Annotated in this window: 12 protein-coding genes; 2 read left to right on the top strand and 10 right to left on the bottom strand. The window is 46.1% G+C overall.

The features are described from left to right. Nucleotides 1–278: 278 nt before the first annotated feature. The 6 genes from NSQ58_RS10270 to NSQ58_RS10245 form a co-directional block, all read right to left on the bottom strand. Nucleotides 279–818, bottom strand: a complete 540-nt coding sequence (locus NSQ58_RS10270; protein WP_340858268.1) for a CueP family metal-binding protein — start codon at nt 816–818, stop codon at nt 279–281. Nucleotides 819–1044: 226 nt separating this feature from the next. Then, nucleotides 1045–3432, bottom strand: coding sequence for a polyprenyl synthetase family protein (locus NSQ58_RS10265; RefSeq protein WP_340858267.1), 2388 nt, complete (start codon nt 3430–3432; stop codon nt 1045–1047). A 220-nt stretch (nt 3433–3652) separates the two neighbouring features. Next, nucleotides 3653–4573 carry a hypothetical protein gene (locus NSQ58_RS10260; protein ID WP_053325851.1) on the bottom strand — a complete coding sequence of 307 codons (921 nt, stop codon included), beginning with the start codon at nt 4571–4573 and terminating at the stop codon, nt 3653–3655. Between the two features lie 161 nt (nt 4574–4734). Next, nucleotides 4735–5688, bottom strand: a complete 954-nt coding sequence (locus NSQ58_RS10255) for an ADP-ribosylglycohydrolase family protein (RefSeq protein WP_160790284.1) — start codon at nt 5686–5688, stop codon at nt 4735–4737. A gap of 81 nt (nt 5689–5769) precedes the next feature. Further along, complete coding sequence (locus NSQ58_RS10250; RefSeq protein WP_256703621.1) at nt 5770–6858, bottom strand: hypothetical protein; 1089 nt, start codon at nt 6856–6858, stop codon at nt 5770–5772. After that, complete coding sequence (locus NSQ58_RS10245) at nt 6858–7850, bottom strand: hypothetical protein (protein ID WP_341057307.1); 993 nt, start codon at nt 7848–7850, stop codon at nt 6858–6860. The genes NSQ58_RS10250 and NSQ58_RS10245 overlap by 1 nt, the downstream gene beginning before the upstream one ends. A gap of 212 nt (nt 7851–8062) precedes the next feature. On the opposite strand from NSQ58_RS10245, the gene NSQ58_RS10240 reads away from it, so the two are divergent. Together NSQ58_RS10240 and NSQ58_RS10235 are read left to right on the top strand one after the other, a co-directional pair. Next, nucleotides 8063–8713, top strand: coding sequence for a hypothetical protein (locus tag NSQ58_RS10240; protein WP_340858262.1), 651 nt, complete (start codon nt 8063–8065; stop codon nt 8711–8713). 34 nt (nt 8714–8747) lie between these two features. Next, on the top strand, nt 8748–9317 hold the full coding sequence (locus NSQ58_RS10235; protein ID WP_023989662.1) for a DUF1697 domain-containing protein: 570 nt from the start codon (nt 8748–8750) through the stop codon (nt 9315–9317). Nucleotides 9318–9429: 112 nt separating this feature from the next. Here NSQ58_RS10235 and NSQ58_RS10230 read toward each other — a convergent pair whose 3' ends face one another. The 4 genes from NSQ58_RS10230 to NSQ58_RS10215 form a co-directional block, all read right to left on the bottom strand. Then, nucleotides 9430–11175, bottom strand: coding sequence for a methyl-accepting chemotaxis protein (locus tag NSQ58_RS10230; RefSeq protein ID WP_341057306.1), 1746 nt, complete (start codon nt 11173–11175; stop codon nt 9430–9432). Nucleotides 11176–11558: 383 nt separating this feature from the next. Then, nucleotides 11559–14351: an alpha-mannosidase gene (locus tag NSQ58_RS10225; RefSeq protein ID WP_339200606.1), complete on the bottom strand. Its 2793-nt coding sequence runs from the start codon at nt 14349–14351 to the stop codon at nt 11559–11561. A 38-nt stretch (nt 14352–14389) separates the two neighbouring features. After that, nucleotides 14390–17545, bottom strand: a complete 3156-nt coding sequence (locus NSQ58_RS10220) for a beta-galactosidase (protein WP_339200608.1) — start codon at nt 17543–17545, stop codon at nt 14390–14392. Next, nucleotides 17542–18861 (bottom strand): glycoside hydrolase family 125 protein, encoded by a 1320-nt coding sequence (locus NSQ58_RS10215; RefSeq protein WP_076264739.1) that lies wholly within the window; start codon nt 18859–18861, stop codon nt 17542–17544. Before NSQ58_RS10215 ends, NSQ58_RS10220 begins: the two co-directional genes overlap by 4 nt. Nucleotides 18862–18872: the final 11 nt, after the last annotated feature.

Genomic DNA, 18872 nt, shown 5'->3' with positions numbered 1-18872 from the left:
ATCTCCCCGAGGAATATTGAGCGAAAAGCTCTTAGATAATATGTCGGAAGTTTGCAGCTGTTTTAATAGGTTTTTAGTATACACAATTTAAAGTTTCGCTATCTGATTCCTCATAGATTCCCTCCCAACCTGTTCGGTAACTCCAGCAAAAGATTAGGACAGCACAAAGAGCCTCCGTCAGACGTAGGCTCTTTACTAAAAGCTATATATGAGAACGCAGGGTTTTGCGGATTTAGAGCGTTTCAGCGATCCGTAAGCTCAACCCTCATCCTCCGTCGTTAACCCAACTGCATCGTTGTGATACACGTATCGTTTTTCTCATATGTAGAGAATTCAGTTTCAGCCGTTTTACCTTCATGATTCACGCTAATGCGGTATGTTTTATCCCTCGGTAGCCATAGATCAATAAAACCATTGGATTGTGATTTCATAGCGGCATTCTCCATGATGACATTCCCTTCGGAGTCGTGAACGGTCACATTGAACGCTCCGTTTTTTATTTCGCCTTGGCAGCCCGTTAGACTATGAGTTGCACAAGGGTGGGTCTGTTCCACATATGGCGCAATCGAAACAAAAAACTCGTTGTCAGGCAAATCATAATTCATGGTCTGAGTATCGTCCCCTGTGACAATCAACTGACTGGAATTAATGGAAGCAGACTGGGCTGCTGCCTTGCCTGCACTTATATCATGCACCAATTTCTTGATATCTGTCGTCTCATGGTTTTCCGCCCCTTCTCTCTGAATATTCCCTGCAATTAGGTACGTCCCCAATGCGGCAACAACCAACCCTGAAGCGACCAAGATTCCTTTTTTCATCTGGAGTTCATCTCCTCGTCTATTTTGTATTATTATAAGGGAGAATGCACCATAATGGGCAAAATGGGGTGCTGAAGTCACCAGATATTCACATTTCTGCGCTGTGATTCAGTCATATTTGTATAACATAGAGGATTGCCGATGAGCGAAGGAGCATGATCAGCTCTTCTGTCTCAACGTAAAAATACCCCATTACTCTTGTGGAGCATTGGGGTACACTCGTTTTTTAACGGTCCCTGTTCACGACATAATGTATTAAGTGCTTCAGAAAAGCAATATTACGTGGGATCTCTTCCAATGCTTCCATAGCGAGGCAATAGTGTTCCCACATCTCTTTACTGGCACCTTCAAGACCAAGGATGGACACGAAATTCGAATTGTTATTATCAGAATCTTGGCCAACAGGTTTTCCGAGTAAGAGCATATCTCCTTCCACATCAAGCAAATCATCTTTAATCTGAAAAGCAATCCCCATATGATAGGCAAATTTCTTCAAAGCAGCAATTTCCGACTCCTTGACCTGTGCAAGCATGGCTGGCATAACCAGACAAGCCTCAAACGCCACTCCTGTTTTGTAAAAGCACACCATATTCAGCTGCTCCAAGGTCAGTGCCTTTCCTTTGGAATCCAGATCCATCGCCTGCCCCATACACATATCTTCTGCTTTCTGGGCCGAGTATTGTATCAAAGCAAGCACCGTTTCAGCATTGAACTGGTCAAGTGACGATTGTTCCCCAATCGCCTTCTGGATCAGATACAGACCGGTTAGTTCCGCGGTGGCGCTATTGTGCACCTGATGCAAGGTCTGACGCCCTCTACGGGTAGACGCATTATCCTGGGAAGGAAGATCATCAAAGATCAGGGATGCGGTATGCATATACTCCAGTGATCTCAGAAGAGGCACGATTGCCGATGCATCTAATCCATATTCGTTCACACCCATGACCCAAGTCAATATAGGCCGTATCCGCTTCCCGTCCCCTTCGAGACTGTAATTTGCAGCCTCAATAAGCTGTTCTTTCATGGCCGGAATCCCTTGAGGCTTGGTAATTTTCAATTGGTTGTTAATCTGCTCACGGACCATTTTGACCGTATTGAAAAAGTCTTCCTTTTCCCTCGCATCGTTTTTCAGATGGGTAATCATCTGATCCCGAAGCAGCTTATCTAAGAAATCTACATCATCCGCTTTTTGTACCATCTTCTGAATGAGATTATTAAATTCCGGATTTCCGGATGCAAAGATCTCCATCGTTTCATCATACTTTTCAATACCTACACGTTCTTTATAACGTTTGAGTCCATTCATTGCACGATCCAGTATCACCTCACGAGCCATGGTATCGGAGTCATATACGTTATGGATCAAATAGGAAATAACCGCCCAGTATAATTCAAAGGGATTGATAAGATCCGATCTCTGATGATGATATTTTAAATAGTAGGTATAGGGTGTTACCGCACCGTCTCTCATATCGTCAACCATATCCGCAAAATCATCAGCAAGCTGGTTATAGATGCCATAAAAGAATGTTCGTTGCTCAAAACCCTCATCCGCAGGAGCACTAATCACGGAACGGACAATCAATCGGGACGAAGAGGACTTCAAAATAACGGGTATATAAAGCTCTTCATTGGTATAAGTAACTCGCGTTAGGTCCTTAACACGGTCAATATCTTGAGCATGAAAAAAGACATAGGACTGCTCGAAAAATGTTTGCTGTGTGTCTGGCCGCTGATGTTCCTTAATATACTCAAATGCATCCGAGAGCTCCGAATGTATGTATTGAATCAACTCCATATGATTTCCGGTCCAATCGCCCAACTCAGGCACAGATCCACTAAGAAGCGCGGCACGTATCATACGGGAATATTGTTCTTTTTCTTCAACCGTCAAAACCTGGGAATCGAGAAGATCATCAATGAAAGGATAGGTCAGACCATAGGAGTACCCAAGCCTGATGGCTTCATCAAGTCTGCGAGCACGTTCCACAGGCAACACTGTATCGTCCATTTCTTCCATCACATGCAGAATAACCCCGATAATGATCTTAATCAGTTTGCGCTGGGCTTGCTCGGCATCCATCTCTTTGGGAATATGGGAGGATACGGACCTAAGTTTGTTGATCACCCAAATTATCGCGGTTTCTATACCTTCCCTCTGGGCCCACCGATACACCCCGGCCAAATTCATAAATTCCGGTTGGTCTCCCCCGTTTGCACGGGTGGATTGGATCAAGTGTTTTTTTACGTCTGCAATGACACGCTGAATCCGGGTATGTGTGTCAGGAGAATTCAGAGCTTTGCCTAGGTCCCTCATATAAATATAGGAGACACTTCGGTCCAGATAATCATCCAATTTGCCTGTATAATTCAGCCATTGAATGTATCTATTATAGTCCCGAGTATCAGGTTTTCTCTTTCTCCGTGAAAAAAAGGATAACCATGAGGAATGATGAATATGATTTTTTTTCCACTTTTGAATGTCTTCTGTCAGGGTGGTCACATAAGATTTGTCTAAGACCTGATCATACAGTAATGCAAAATACTGAATCGCCTTCCGCTCAGCCAGCTGATATCCTGTATTGGCTTGTAATTTTTCATTCATATAATGCATTACCTCAACTTCTCATTTTGTTAAACATGGTTGCATTTCTCCCTGAGGGAACGAACTTGGATCATGTTTTTATCTTTATACGGAAAAAAAACTGTAAGGTTACGAAATTATCATGCTGCTTATCGATACCCCCTCTTTGGCAATATCCATGAATTTAAAACAAGAATATAGGCTCAAATTACTTCCAATCAACAAAAAAACCCACGTCTGACGTGGGTTTTTATAATAACTCTTCTATCGCCACCTGGTACAACAGAGAACCTTCACGGAGCAGCAGGCGGTTTTTTCTGAAATCCTGTTCGTGCGGCTGAAGAAACTCTTGATCGTCATTTAAAAAACGGATGTTTTGCCCTTTGCTCAAACTACCTGGCTTCACATTCTTTTTCAGGACATATTGTCCACTCTTTCCATACCCGCCATCGAATAAAAAGTGATATCCATCTGTAGCCACCCCAGAGCAGCCAGAAATCCTCGGATTCATTAACGTAATATTCGTGTGGTCACTACCGGAAATACGTCCTAATGAAAAGTCTGAATAGTAATAAAACCAGATTTCCTGTTCGCTGACTACGTTTAATGCATAGCAATCATCAATGGCTGCTGCTTGGTTCTCATATATTTTATCTCCCTTTTCATTCCAGGCGACAAGACCGGAGGACCCAACAGGCTCAACCCAACCATAATTGCCAAATATACCTTCGTCAAAATAACTGGTCCAGATCGTACCTTCTTCTGTTACCTGAACACTCTGGATGCCGTCTCCAAGCAACATCTCATTGACGGTATGACCTTCATAATCAAGGATTTTACCATTTAGATCGTATTGACCAGGTCCGTAATAATGGCACCGTGCTCCGACGAGTAACAAATGATTTTTTAGAGGCTGTACATAATGATAGTTGAACTGCTGCCCCTCCACACACACTTCTTGAATGTGATCGTCTAGGATGAGTACCTTGTAAGTATGTCTGTCTTTAAGAGAGGCAGGCGTGAACATCCCCCGCACTCGTTCTGGGGCTTTATCAATCAGCAAAATATACACGCGCCCATCAGGGCCAAATTGAGTCGAAACGATCTCAAATCCTTTTATATCGTTGGAAATATCAGCAAATGAATGAAGCCGTTTAAATAGATGTGACAAGGTAATTCCTCCTCTGAAAGGTCAATAAAGTGAAGTGTTATTTGTATTGAACTCATTTTGTCATAACGGCATGTTGCTGAGTAGGGCGGAAGTATGGCGATATAGCAAACAAAAAAACAAGCTGGGCTCTGCTTTATAAGAAAAGCAGCCCAGCTTGATCTTTATGGATGTTCTCCTTGGAGCGTTTGGTCCTTCTCAACCTTCTGCCATAAAGCCTCAGTCAGTTCATCTATCGTCTCCTTCATCGCCAGCTTCTCGCGCCAACGACTCGGAATACCGCTTATTCCGTAATAAGCTCCTGCAATTTGCCCGTACACCGCCCCAGTCGTATCAGCATCATCCCCCAGATTCACTGCCAACAGTGCTCCCTCTTCAAATGAAGTCGAATGATGGAATGCCCACAACGCAGCCTCAAGGGAACGAATGACATACCCGGTTCCTTGTATTTCAGGCGGCTCTTTATGCCGGTAAGATCCCCGAATTATTTCTTCAATGGCTGCCGAATAAGCGGGCTCGTCCTGCCGCCACTTATAACAGACGTCCGCCGATAACATGGATTCTTTGTCCGCTCCTCGCAGACCTGCCACAAGGATTGAAGCAAGCACAGCACAGGACTCCACACTTTCGACTGCTCCATGGGTGGTTCGTGAGCTCATCTCAGCGTACATCACCGCCTCTTCCGGACGGTTCGCATAGGCCATAGCTACAGGTGCAAGCCTCATAATAGAGCCATTGCCGGCAGTCATGGGGTCAACGGACCCACTGTACGGATCTCCGGTAGCTTCGAAGCGATGCAGTGCTGCTCTCGTTGCACCACCGATATCAAAGCACGTTCCCGTGCTGCTCATATATCCCAAGTGGTACCAATTGGTGTATCGGCGCATTTGATCTGCCGGATCAAAGCCATCTTTTCGCACCATACTCTCGGCCAAGCAGAGCGCCATCGACGTATCGTCCGTCCACTGGCCCGGCTTTAACCCAAAGACACCGCCGCCCACGATATCCGTTACAGGTTCAAATGTACCTGGACTGCTGAATTCCACAGTGGTTCCCAAAGCATCGCCCACGGCCAGCCCAACCAGGCATCCCAAAAAACGATCCTTGATAAGTGCCATTTTGGTTTTACGCCCCTTTTCAAATGTAATAACTAACGCATATTTTCCCATCTCGCCAGGAAGGAAGCCCGACACTGCCATTTATTCGTAGCTTAAGGCTTTACAGCGGCTATCCGGTTTCAATTCAATGAAAATTCCTGCTTCTTGATGGTAAACGAGTGGAAACCGCTCCGTATCTACATATTCCCGCACACCGCTTGAAAGCCGCCATACCTGAAGCGAGACTCCTTTTCCCCATAAGAATAATCGGTCACCACAAATGGCCATATCCGCTTGGGGAAAAGGAAAAGTCCCGTCTTCAACAGGCTCACAATTTAGAGATGGAATCGCTGGAAGCACACGTCGGTACCCTGGCTGGGTCATATCGAATAGGACAACAGCCGGTTCAACTCCTTCCTCTCCCCAATCTTCCTCCTCCAGTAAATCAGCATCCATCTGTCCCCAAACCGCCAATGTATCGGGTCCTGTCCAGCACACTGGCCCATCCCAATCTATGGTTTGCCAAAGATCGCGAACCGACGGCCCCTTCTCCGATTCCCATGGATTCAGCAACCAATCCGATAACGACCAAGTTCGGACCACTCCAATCGGAGCCCACACCCATCCCGTATCCGCAATCCACTTTCCCCCTGGTGAAATCAGCAGCCTCCCATGAAAATAATCTAGATAATGTTCATTTTTGCTGTCGCTGTTATAAACAGGGGTAGGCCTTGCTGTCAAAAGCATGCCTGTTTCTATATCCGTCAGGTCAAGCCGGTTCCATTCCGTCCCATGAACAAGAATGCATGCACCATCTTGGTGTACAAATGCCAGGGGAAACATACTTTTATCGTAGTGATATTCGTCCCGTGATAATTGCATTTTTTCTTGAGCATGGACTAAATCATACACTGCCGCATGCCGTCCAAAACGATTGGAGATAGCTACGTAGCTGCCGTCGGAACTGGTAACCATTTGGACAGGTTGCATGGGATTAAAATCAGGAATACAAATACGTGTGCACAATTCTGCGCTGCCAGAGCGAAGTTCTAGTCTCCACAGTTCTGCTTGTGTGTTTAGTGCCAGCAGGGTTATGCTTTCCTGAGAGTCACCCTTTAGTGGATGAATGGCTGTAAGGCGTCCGATAGACGGTGGTAAATCAGGTAAAGAAACGTGATGGAATGGCATCATTAAACCCCTTTTATTCTTGATAAAGAATAATCTATACCCGCATTTGTGAAGCTTGCTTTATCGACAAAAAATCTGATTTCAAGCAATGCAGTTAATACTTTCATAAAAACTCCCGGTTTTTTCTTGCAAAACAACTTAAGATATGTAATTTCGCTAGGATCTCTTTTGAGAACAAAATAGGAGTAATTCATCAAGATCAAATGGGAGATGAACTGCTCTGTTGGAGATTGATGCTCATTGATACAGTCTATCAGCACCTCTAATACCCTATTTTTATTAGATTTGTAGGCTTGCATAAACATCGTTGCTTCTACAAATGGTTTGTTGAAATCATCGAATGGAAAATCATATACATCATGACTACCCAGCATAAAGTTGACCCATTGGCCTTGTAAAAATTTTATTTTTTCCAGCGCTGCTTGTGTATCCATATCCATCTTATTTTTGTTAATATGTTCATGCAAAATGTTAATAAGAATGTGCAGATCATAATATTGTGCGTCTTCCATTCTGTACATGATCCTATTATTTTCAATCGTTAGACGATCATAAATGTCGTCACCTAAACCCAGTTCAAATAAAAGATGTTGGAGGAAAAGTAGTCTGTCCTGAGCAAACGTGAATTCATTGCCTCTCTCTCTTAGATGTGAAACTTGATATTGATAATAAAAACAAAATAAGTTTTTTCTCCTATAAGCAACATCTTTATGTATATCAAAAACATTAAAAATGAACGAAAGCAATCGAACCAGACGTTCAGCATCCAGTTCGCTTCGAATGACATGATCCATTTTTGTAAATAGCGACCTGTCAAACAGATCATGCCATCGCACTAGAGAAACATAATCCTGCTCGTTTATATTCAGGGTTAATATTCTTAAATTTTGCTCTTGATCGGGATAAGAATAAAATAGATATTCATGACTTAAATCAGAAATACGCTCATTAAAATAAGCTCTTAATTTGTAATCGTATATTTTAGAAAAAGACATGCTTATCCTCCTTACAAGTAAGCCTGAGCATATTAAACTAAGCACAAAACATTTTCGAACTCCTATATTGTAAAATTAATCTGGATAGACTGGCAAGGCGGCACAATTACAGAAACATATGTTCTCCATATTTATATTATGATATCTTTAGGCTAGAAATGAAACGTTATTGTCGGAGGTCATAGCCTACAATTAGAAAGGAATGGACACCTATGAAACAGTTAAGCGAAGCTCTGGCCCGTTTTGTACAACAACAAAACTTATATAATGAAGCCTACGGGCTGTTCCAAAACCACGACATCCAGCCCCGGATGGAGAAACTAGCAGATTGCTGGGACAGTCAGATTCCTGTATCCCCTGAGCTTAAGTATCTGTATAGCCATTATGAAATGATCGATGCTAAGGCAGTGGGAACACACAAATTAAAAAATGCAGCAGTTGAAATCGGGGATGCCGCGGTTCTCTTTTTTGCCGCACCAGAACATCTGTATCGCCAACAGCTGGGCTATCGCTGGATTACATCTGGTGAGCTTGTCCAAGAATCTTCTTCGTGGCCGCCCCATCATGTCGTGATTGCCACTTTTAATGACGATCCAGTCATTGTCGATACTAGCGCACTCGGTTCCCCTGTATATGCTGCATTCGAAGGCGGTGTCCCGCAGCAGATTGCTGACTCTTTAGCTAACTTCTTTACGGCTCTCTCCATCCTGATTGAAGGTGCCTGTACCTTTAAGGGAGAATTGAAAGATGAGGAGACCTACGAAACCAAAGCAGAATATATCGAGCACGTAAAACCGCTGCTGCATCCGCTGTTGAGCGAAAATCAAACCACGTATTTAATGGAATACCTATCCCTTTGTTAGAAATCCTTTTTTTTGAAGAGAGGTGGGACTTTTTATGATCTATATCGCATTACTGCGGGGCATCAATGTTGGCGGCAACAACAAGATCGAGATGAAGAGGCTCAAGCAAACGTTTGAAAATGCAGGTATGGGGCATGTGACAACTTACATTAATTCTGGAAACATTATTTTTTCTAGTCAGACCCAGTCTAACCAGGAGCTTTCACTCATATTGGAACAGGCGATTCTGGAGGATTTTAGCTTACCCATCCGCGTCATCGTCCGTAATATGAAAGAGATTCAGAGCATTATGGAGGCACTGCCGAATGAATGGTCTAATGATACACAGATGAAAAGTGATGTAATGTTTCTGTGGGATGAAATTAACGATATTTCCGTTCTGGACAAGCTTCCTTTGAAACCGGGAATAGGCCATGTAATATATACGACCGGGGCCGTTCTGTACTCTGTCAGCAAAGAACAAGTCACAAAAAGCGGGTTAACGAAATTAGTCGGAACCAAGCTGTATCAGCAAATGACGGTGCGGAATGTGAACACAACTCGTCAGATTTATAAGCTGATGCAAATGGCTGAACAGGAAGAGTTGCAGGATACGAGTTCTTGACTGTAATCCAAAAGCAACGTTGGAAGGGTAAACTTAAAAAGGAGCCTTTTTAGGGCTCCCCAACTGTTTTTCTTCGATGTAAAGTTTTCCCTAGTCTTTATATATTGTCTCGTTAAATTTTAAAGCCTTCGACCAGTTCATTCAGTCGGGCAGCGCTTCCCTTCACCTGATCAGACTGGTGTGCCACTTCAAGAGATTTCTCCGTCGATGAAACCATATTCTCTGCAATGTGCTGAGTGGATATAGCGGACTGTTCGCTGGCTGTTGCAATCTCATGAATCGCTCTCACCATCGTTTGGATGGTTGCATTCACCTGCTTAGAGGTGGCGTTCAAATCATTGACCGTGTTCGTATGCTCCACGGCATCATTGTAATATTGTCCTGCTGTATCCTCAAGCAGCTGATAATCCTTGCCTACCTGGGCTTGCAGGAAGTGCAGTAATTCTTCGGCATTAGTAGTTAAATTCTCTACCGATTGCACAACTTCTTGAGTAACACTCTGAATTTGGTCTACCGCGTGTTTGGAGCCGTCTGCCAACTTGCGAATCTCGTTAGCCACAACCGCAAACCCTCGACCTGACTCACCCGCACGAGCCGCTTCAATGGATGCATTTAGAGCCAGCAAATTGGTTTGTGCCGTAATTTCTAAGATAGACTGAGAAAGTAAACGAATTTGGTCTACGGCCTTGGCTCGTTCTAACGCTTCCTTCATCTTTTCATTGGCCTTCCGGTAAATTTCCTTGGCCGCTTTATTGGATTCACTTGCCGCATGCTTCAATGTTTCGGCTTTTACACTTGTATCATGGGCAGACTGAGCTCTTTCTTGAGTTTTGACCGAAATGTACTCTGCTGCCCGCTGCATTTCTTCCGCCGAATGGTTCATATTTTCGGTGTATGCCGAAGTCTCTTCCATAGCTGCTGACAGCTGTTCGACCGTGGCAGATACATCTCTAATCCGCTCATTGAGATCTGTCATATTATGATTCGTCTGATCACTCAGTTGGTTAATTTGGCGTGACTCTTTGATAACCCCCGTAATGACCATTGAGGTTGAATCTGTCATTTGTTGAATGGCACGCGCAATCACAGCGATCTCATTATTTCCTTTAAGCAAGGCAGGATCAAGTGCTGCCGTTAAATTTCCTTGGGTAATCTCCTCACAGTATTTCGTAATTGTACTCATCCGAAAACGGATATTTCGAATGGCCGCAAAGGAGATGGTGATAAGAAAAGCCAGCACGAGGGCCAGAACTGTGATCAAAACAATTGTACGCATTTTAATCTCATTTTGCGTATTTTGATATAAGTTGGCGGATTGCTCATTGTTATAATCTGAAATCGTAGTCAGCATCGTAACAATTGCCGTACTGGATTTATTAATCCGGCCTCTCTCTTCCGTGTCATACGTTCCACTATTTTTTTTGACTGCCATGATTTGCTCAATATCCTGATAATATGTGTCTATACTCCCCCGTAGTTCCTCGTACATTTTCTGTTCCTTAGCATCCAAATTCCTTTGTGAGAATTCATTTAGTCCGGTTGTAACGCTATCTTTTCCTTTCTGCACCTGCTTATACTGTTTATCTGTGTACTCCTTATTGTCGAGTATTTTTGTATAATTAGCCCGCATATTATAGAAATCACTTTTGACTTCAAGAATATTCGTTTGGTGTTGAAAGCGATTCACATACAAAATACCTTGACCCTCTTTAGCTTGATACATACCAATAACCCCTACCAACGATACAATGAGTAAACCCACTAAGCTGATTACAATCATGGAGATCATCGTTGTCGTAACCTTTAAATCTCTAAAACCCTTCCCTTTTTTAGTCCTGTCTGATAGCTTGTTACTCATCCAAACCCCTCCAGATCGTCTATGGATAATAGTTCACGCTGCTCTCAACTTTCACGAGTTTCCGCTCGGTCTCCTTGACATTGCCCTCCAAACAACACAATGAAGCAGATCACAGAACGTGATGATATCTATATTTATATATATCGGTAGAAAGCGCTTAAATTTATAAGTAAGATAACAGTGATGCAAAAATAAAGAATATTCTGATAGCCAAATTCATTTGCAGACTTGCTATGTAACTCAAAATTTTAGATACTCATGGGCTTGAAGAATTTGCTAAACCTATCTACTATTTACTTTTAGCCATATGATAACAAGCCCCGATGATAAGTTATTTCATCGGGGTATATTATCCTATGGCTATGTCCTTCTTCTCTTTATTGTTAAGTCTTCAATTTAAAACCTAGTGTGATAATTTCATGCGGCTTTACAGACTGAAGTAACTCATCAGAAGAATCCATTACGATGTCTTCTCCTTGTTCTTCGAGGATATTACTTTTATAAAAATCGTATTGCTGCGTCCTGGGCTTGATAATTAATTCGGCTATACTATGACTCATATTGTACCAGCGTAACAGCACATCCCCCGACAGCTCATTCATTTTCATAGAGGAAAAGGCAAGCTCCGTGCTTTTCCAATCAAACGGCCCATAATCTGGAGCAACTGTACCCTCATGAATCCCCGTTTGTTTTACAATCCAAGGAATTTGGTATTGATAGGCTTCTCTATACGCGCCGGACTGAATACCGTCGCCATCATGTGGAATGATTTCCAGACGGGCGGTATGCTCACCTGGACATTGCGCTTCCGGCGTCGGGAACCATCCCCAATCACCCAGCTCGCCAACTGAGCGAAGCAGCGTTACTGCAATCGTGTTACGTCCATCACGCAGCACTTCATATTCATTCAACCCGAGATTGGCCACGGTCAGACCGGTTTGTTCCCCGCTTACATCCACAAACGCCTGCTGATGCTGTGTGTTGCTTGGGTTTTCCCACTCAGGTGCGGGTTCATTGTCCCGGATTGCAATTTCAAACATGGCGTCCGCCCGATGCTCGCCAGAGTGTATTTCTGTCGGAAACAGAGCGCGTAGTCGGTGGTCCTTGGCTTGGTTGTTGAAGGTGGTTTCCATAGAAACACCCCTGCTGTTCCGAGATAAAGAAATGACAGTCCGTATCGTCAGCGGAACAGTCTGTCGGGAGCGCTGAGCCTGACGATACGGATAATAAACTAGCTCTCGCTGCTCCTGCCCCAGCGTTTCATCCGCAGAGGCCGGTATTTCCCAATGATGGATAATCTCCAAGGATGCGAGAAAAGGTGTATCTTCAAGCACACGGATGTCAGCGATCAAATCTTCGGTGGTCAGCGCCTGCTCTCCCTCGGGCTGTCTGAACATATACTCGTTGCCGATATCACCAACATTTTCATATACGCCAAGGTCTTTGTAGCTGCAGCCTGTACGCTTATCCGTCAGGGTAAAAGAGCCGTTATCCGCAATTTCGACGTGAAGCAAATCATTTTCCATACTTCGACTGCCTTGAAAAAGTGAAGAGGAGTCAGTCTCGACATTGCTTTTCAGCCAAGCATAGGTTTTTAAGCCTAGCAGGGGCACACGTTCTACCTCAAAGGTAAGGCGAACCCGACGAGACATGTAAGGCTGGCGGAATCGATCATCCGGCAAATCATAACCGAACTGTAGCCCGAGGTCCTCCACCTTGCATGCCACCGGACACCCTTCACTGTCCACCAGTACGCGCCCGGAAAGATCCACTTTCTTCGCTCGATGAGAGGCCTCCTCAAGCGTGTATCCTTCACGGAAGTATAGACGCACCACTTCCAGTTCTGCCGACACTATACCACTGCGTTCCCAGCCTGACGTATTAAAAATCACGAGTGGCAACGCATCTTCTCCAAATCGACTGAAGCCCGTCGTATCCACTGCTTGCGCAATGACCTCAATGCTTTCATCCACAATGCTCTCGGCTACATGACGGCTCTTATCAAACCGGGTCACCATCTCACGGTGCACCTCGTCCACACTACAGCCGCAAATACTGTCATGCGGATGGTTCTGCATCAGTGTTTTCCAGGCATAGGTGAACAAATGGTGAGGGTAAGCCTGCCCCAACAGATGCGCGAAGGTTGCAAGCGGCTCAGCCACTTTTTCCAGCATCACTTGTCCCAACTGGTTCATCTGTTTCAAATACACCCGGGCAGAAGCCGTATTCACCAGCGTTCCCCAGCCGTCCGTGCGCTGACTGCGAAACTCTCCCTTCACTGACGAGAGTTGCCTTTGGGAAGCCCGTTTCAGAGAGGTCAGATAATCGTTGAAATTAGAATGAATAAACTCCATATCCGGATAAAGCTTCTGTGCCGTACGGATTGCTTCCGGTAAATCAAGCTGTAAAGGCTGGTGATCGCATCCGTTCATGAACAGCAGCTCGCCAGTTGAAGCATATTTTTGCGCATCATCCAGTTTACGCTTCCAATAAACCTTGGCTTCCGCCTCATCTACCGGAACCTCATTGCCGTTGGAATACCAGTTAGCGAATAAAATACCGAGTACCTCCGATCCGTCTGGCCCCGTCCATAACAGTTCCGAAAAGGAGGACTCGTAGCCTCTATCCGACACTGTATTGTTAAACCCTGTGGGCTTTACGCCCCTTCCGAAGAAAACATTCGTAATCCCCGACTGTAGCATTAACTGCGGAGTCTGCCCAACCAGACCAAACGTATCGGGGAAGTATCCGATCTTGGACGGATTGCCGTAACGTTCAGCATCGCGGTGCCCGATCTGCATATTACGTACATTGGCTTCGCCGCTGGTCAGAAAAGCATCCTGCAAAATGTACCAGGGTCCGATAAAAATACGACCATTGCGAATATGCTGCTCCAGCCGTTCCTTATGCTCGGGGCGAACCTGTAGATAATCCTCCAGAATGATCGTCTGCCCGTCCAGATAAAAGCTTTTATAATCTGGGTCCTGCTCCAGCTTATCCAGTAGAGAATCCATCAGGCTAATCAGGCGCATATGGTGCTTCTCATAAGGCAAATACCACTCCCGATCCCAGTGGGTATGCGAAATAATATGTGCTGTCGTCTTGCTACCCGTATATGTGTCTACTTCCCTGCTTATCGCTTGATTGCTGATTGATTCATCCCTTTGCTCGCTCATTGTATATCTCCTCACCGTATATCTTGACCTGCCATTGTTCACTGCATCACTTCAATCGTCACGTCCTCGGGACGATATACTGCTAGCAACTGACCTTCTCGATCCACAGCAAACAAGACAGAGCGGCTCCTTGGCAACAGAAAAGCGTAGGATAATCCAGTCGCCTTATCTCGAACACGCACTTGCGTATCCCGGGAAAACTCCGATACGAAAATATACAAGCCCCCATTCTCGAAATTCAGCTTACGTCCATATAGTCCCGGCTGATCGCCACCGTCTATCCACTCCAGTTCTCGCTCCACCCCGGCGGCAGTGAGGGCATAGCGATATAGCTCACCAATCGGCTCATCCCTGCCATTCAACTCCAGTGGAAGCGGACTCCAGATCAAGCGCCCCTTGCCAAGCGGCAGGTTCACGACTTCATCCACCATCGCTCCATCCGCTTCCGGTGACAGTTGTTCCTCCTTAGCCACCTCAGCAATTCGCCGCTGACCGAATGAGACAGGGAAGGTTTGACCCTCCAGACTCATCACTTCCTCCCGTTGGACGTTCCCCAGCGTACGCTGCCCAATAATATCATCGACTCGGTCGCTCACTTTCCAGTAAGGATCAAGGCCCAACGGTCCGGTGACTAGTAAAGTCACACCGAAGGAACGTACCATTTCCAGAAGATGTTCCAGCGATGTACTGTCGAAATTGTGCGCGCTAGGGATCATAATCAGTTTCGGTAACTGCCGCTTGAGCGAGTCCAGATGATACTCGGAGACGGCACGGAATGGCTGCTTGAGATCATAGGACATCACCCGTGTAAGCCGTGTCGTGGCATCAAAGGCAAGCGATCGGTTGGAGAAATCATTCGAGTACGGGAATACAACAGCCGTTTCCTCCAGTTTTCGGTCTGTAAACAGATCGCGAATATCATTCATAAAACGCCCAAAATCGTAAGATACCTCTGCTTCCGGCTTCTCGGTCCCATCCGCACGTAACGCACCGATGTGAGATTCATTGGCATTATCCATATAAAAGTTCGTATTCCATATCCAATGAATCGCACCCGCTCCACCAGTCGAAAAGGCATACGCATACTTGCGCTCCAGCATATCGCGCAGCTCCGGCTCTGAACGTTTGGCTCGACCATCCGGCGTCTCAACATACATTATTCCGGTTTCCTGCACGAGATTCGGTTTGTCTGGTGTTTTGGTAAAAATACCGTCCCACACCAAATGGTCATTCAGCCACCATGAATGCACCGTCGTATAATCCACCACAGCCTCATAAAAAAACGGAGACGGCCGCTGCGCGCCCATTGCCTCGTCCTGTCCTACAGTTACCAAATGCCCGGGACAAAGCTCTCGAATCGTAGTCGCCAATTGCTCGGCCCACAGATTGTGCATATCCATTGAAAACAGACAGTAATCCAGCCACTTGGCTCCCTTTTTGGCCTGATGCATATCCTGAACGTCGAAGTTTATCTCCTCCGGCTCGGGAATTGTGGCAGAAGCAAAACAGGGAAGCTGCTGTGGCGTCATATTCCATGCTTCCTGCAAACCCTCAATGCTGCCGTGCCGTTGCCCCAGCCATGTGCTGAATGCCTCCTGTTCCCATGAGTTCCTCGCAGAACGCGGACCATCCGCGAAAATGCGCGACGGATCAAACATGGAAGGCTCGTTAATCAGATCCCAGTCTACATGGGTTGTAGTCGTGTGACGGCTGACAATACTGCGAATGAACCGCTTTTGTGCTTCCACGCTTTGCGGATCGAGATAAGGGTTAACCCCTTCCCATGTTTCCGGTGTAAAAGAAAAGAACGTGAACGTCACCTGCAATCCATGCCTTTTGGCTGTCAGCAAAAAAGCATCAATTGCTCGAAGCGCCTCTTCCGAGGCGTGCCCGTCTATCTGCATCATGTTGCGATAAGCCGTCCATACCCCTGTACGAATCCAGTTGATGCCCACTTTGGCCATCTGGGCCATATCCCGGTCCCAAATTGCTGCATTGGGCAAAAACAGAAACTTCCGTGCTACATCTGAGGTCATATAGGTCATGCCGACAACAGGCAACGGGCGCCCATCCTTTATAAAATAGTCCCGACTGCGCATGATGATCTGTCCTTCAGCCAGCAGTTCGGCATCCTGCCCCCAAAAGCCCTGTCGCAATATACGCACTTCACCATCCGATGACTCGGCTCGGCAAATGACCCGATATAAACCGCTTAGGATGAAAAAGGAAAGGGGAATACGTACAAAGTCCTGTTCTCTGCTAACTTCAATCTGCAAGCGCTTGCTCCATACCTGCTGACTGTGATCATCCAATATTTGCTCCACCGTCAGGTCAAAGCTCCATATCTCGTGATATCTGGGCGTGGCTCCTCCTCGATGCAATCTTTGGGTTTGAAGTGTCAGTATGGCTCGTTCCCCAGGCTCATAAGCAGCATAGTTTGGCTTGATAGCTAGCTCCGTCATCCCCTTGGCGCAAAAACGTGCCCATTGGGCAAGCAACTGCTCCCCATCCTGTTCCCAAAAGGAAGCTATCAACGGCAATTGGACAAACATCCAGCGTGCGCCGGCAAACAGACCTCGGGCATGCTCCCATAGCACCACCGGGGCGGCAATGTCCCGTCCGTCCTTACTTACTCCCTTGAGCAAAGGATAAATTCGCGTATTCATCGGCCCGGCAGAGCCCATTTGGTGCGGCAGATCGCTGCTTTTGGTCGTATGTGGAACGAGATTCCACGTATCCGTCACCTGGAACAGAGACTCCTGACCACACAGCACAGGAATATCCTCTGATGCGACCAGGGAAGTCACCTTCGACGCGTCTACTCTCAGCACCTCATGAATATGCAATTCCTGATGATATGCAGTCTGCTCAGTCTCAATTACCCAGTCTCCATGCTCATCAGCAGGATCGCGAACCGGATTCTTAAAGGGTGCTCCCCCGACGTTAAGCAGCCCCCCTCCCCTGTGGAGAAATGCCACGATTTCGGTCCAGGCGGACTTGGGGAAGTACGGTGCATGCAGATTGACAAAGCAGCCGTTGTCCATATGCTTTAGCGTTTCAGCCAGTTCATCGGCTCGTACGACCACCACGTCTGCAACTCCCTGAAATGCCTCGTCTGGCAACAGGCTCCCTATAGCGGGAAAGCCTCGCTCACTGAAAACAACGATGGATGGGTTTACTATGGATTCATTCATAACAAGCCATCCTTCATGGCCTTATACACAAGCTGGGCAAACAGACTGTTGGACCAGGCGAACCATTTTCTCGTATAAACCGTGGGATCATCTGCATGAAAGCCTTCATGCATATATCCGGTGTCGCCATCGGTCGCTTCCAGCATCCGGATCATCTCCAGCTTTTCTTCTGTGGTCTGGGCCGTTAACCCTTGCATAGACAGGGACATATGCCAGATGTAACCCGGCAGAGTGTGCGGACTTCCGATGCCTTTAGCCGCCTTGCCTTCATAGTAAAACGGATTCTCCTGACTTAAAGCGAAGAGTCTCGTATTTTGATAGATAGGATCGTCCGCCGTCGTATAGCCCAAATACGGAATGGACATCAATCCCGGCGTACCTGCGTCATCCATCAGGCAGTAGTTGCCAAATCCGTCCGTTTCATAAGCATATATAGGCCCGAATACCGGGTGGCGGTAAATGCCGTACAAGCGGATACCGTGCTCCACCTCAGCCTCCAGCTCCTTCAGCTCGTTCAGAAAGTCCATATCACGAAATACCCACTCCGCAAACTCCTGCATCTGCCGTAGAGCAACTACGGCAAACATATTACCGGGTATATTGTAGTGGAAATCGCAAGCATCATCACTGGAACGGAAGCCCGACCAAATCATCCCTGTATAATTTACAGGCATACCGAGTCCCAGATTGCGCAAGGAATCGGTGAAAATGCCGTTATTACGCGTAAACCGATACGCAGATTGCTCTTGGTGACGTTGCTCCGTTTTGAACACATCCACCATTTTACGCAGAGCCATCTTGAATTTTGAATCAAAAATATCGGTAAGCTCCGTTTCCTTCCAGTACATATAAGCCAGCCGAATGACAAAGCAAAGCGAGTCGATTTCAAATTTTCGTTCCCACACCCATGGCGACATTTCCGTCTCATCGGCCGCGTTCCAGTGCCAGTCATTCGCCGTCTCATTGAACGCATTCGCATACGGGTCTATGAGGACATAATGAATATGGCGCTTGATCAGACCACCAATGATACGCTGTAAATCAGCATCCTCCCTGGCTAACGGCACATAATGAATGACCTGCTCTACGGAATCCCGCAACCAAAGAGCCGGAATATCACCTGTAATGAGAAACGTTGTCCCATCATCCATTAGTTTGGTCGTCGTCTCCAGCGAATTCGGAAAACAGTTTTTAAACAGCTTCAGCAGCTTCGGCCTGTGAGCCAGTGCTTGCTCCGCTTCCTTAAGTACGTCCTGAACAGCCTGCGGCAAGTCAAGGTCGGGCATCGGTATTTTGGGAAGTCTGAATTGTTCCAATAGCTTTTTCG

The organism is Paenibacillus sp. FSL M7-0134 (assembly GCF_038007865.1).
Taxonomy (GTDB): domain Bacteria; phylum Bacillota; class Bacilli; order Paenibacillales; family Paenibacillaceae; genus Paenibacillus; species Paenibacillus polymyxa_B.
The sequence above is the reverse complement of the archived record's forward strand: the minus strand, read 5'-3'. Positions and strand labels throughout refer to the sequence as shown.

Coding starts and splice junctions, on each gene's coding strand:
- NSQ58_RS10225 (WP_339200606.1), bottom strand. CDS start 14,351: ATGAGCGAGCAAAGGGATGAATCAATCAGCAATCAAGCGATAAGCAGG.
- NSQ58_RS10270 (WP_340858268.1), bottom strand. CDS start 818: ATGAAAAAAGGAATCTTGGTCGCTTCAGGGTTGGTTGTTGCCGCATTG.
- NSQ58_RS10220 (WP_339200608.1), bottom strand. CDS start 17,545: ATGAATGAATCCATAGTAAACCCATCCATCGTTGTTTTCAGTGAGCGA.
- NSQ58_RS10265 (WP_340858267.1), bottom strand. CDS start 3,432: ATGCATTATATGAATGAAAAATTACAAGCCAATACAGGATATCAGCTG.
- NSQ58_RS10240 (WP_340858262.1), top strand. CDS start 8,063: ATGAAACAGTTAAGCGAAGCTCTGGCCCGTTTTGTACAACAACAAAAC.
- NSQ58_RS10235 (WP_023989662.1), top strand. CDS start 8,748: ATGATCTATATCGCATTACTGCGGGGCATCAATGTTGGCGGCAACAAC.
- NSQ58_RS10245 (WP_341057307.1), bottom strand. CDS start 7,850: ATGTCTTTTTCTAAAATATACGATTACAAATTAAGAGCTTATTTTAAT.
- NSQ58_RS10250 (WP_256703621.1), bottom strand. CDS start 6,858: ATGATGCCATTCCATCACGTTTCTTTACCTGATTTACCACCGTCTATC.
- NSQ58_RS10230 (WP_341057306.1), bottom strand. CDS start 11,175: ATGAGTAACAAGCTATCAGACAGGACTAAAAAAGGGAAGGGTTTTAGA.
- NSQ58_RS10255 (WP_160790284.1), bottom strand. CDS start 5,688: ATGGCACTTATCAAGGATCGTTTTTTGGGATGCCTGGTTGGGCTGGCC.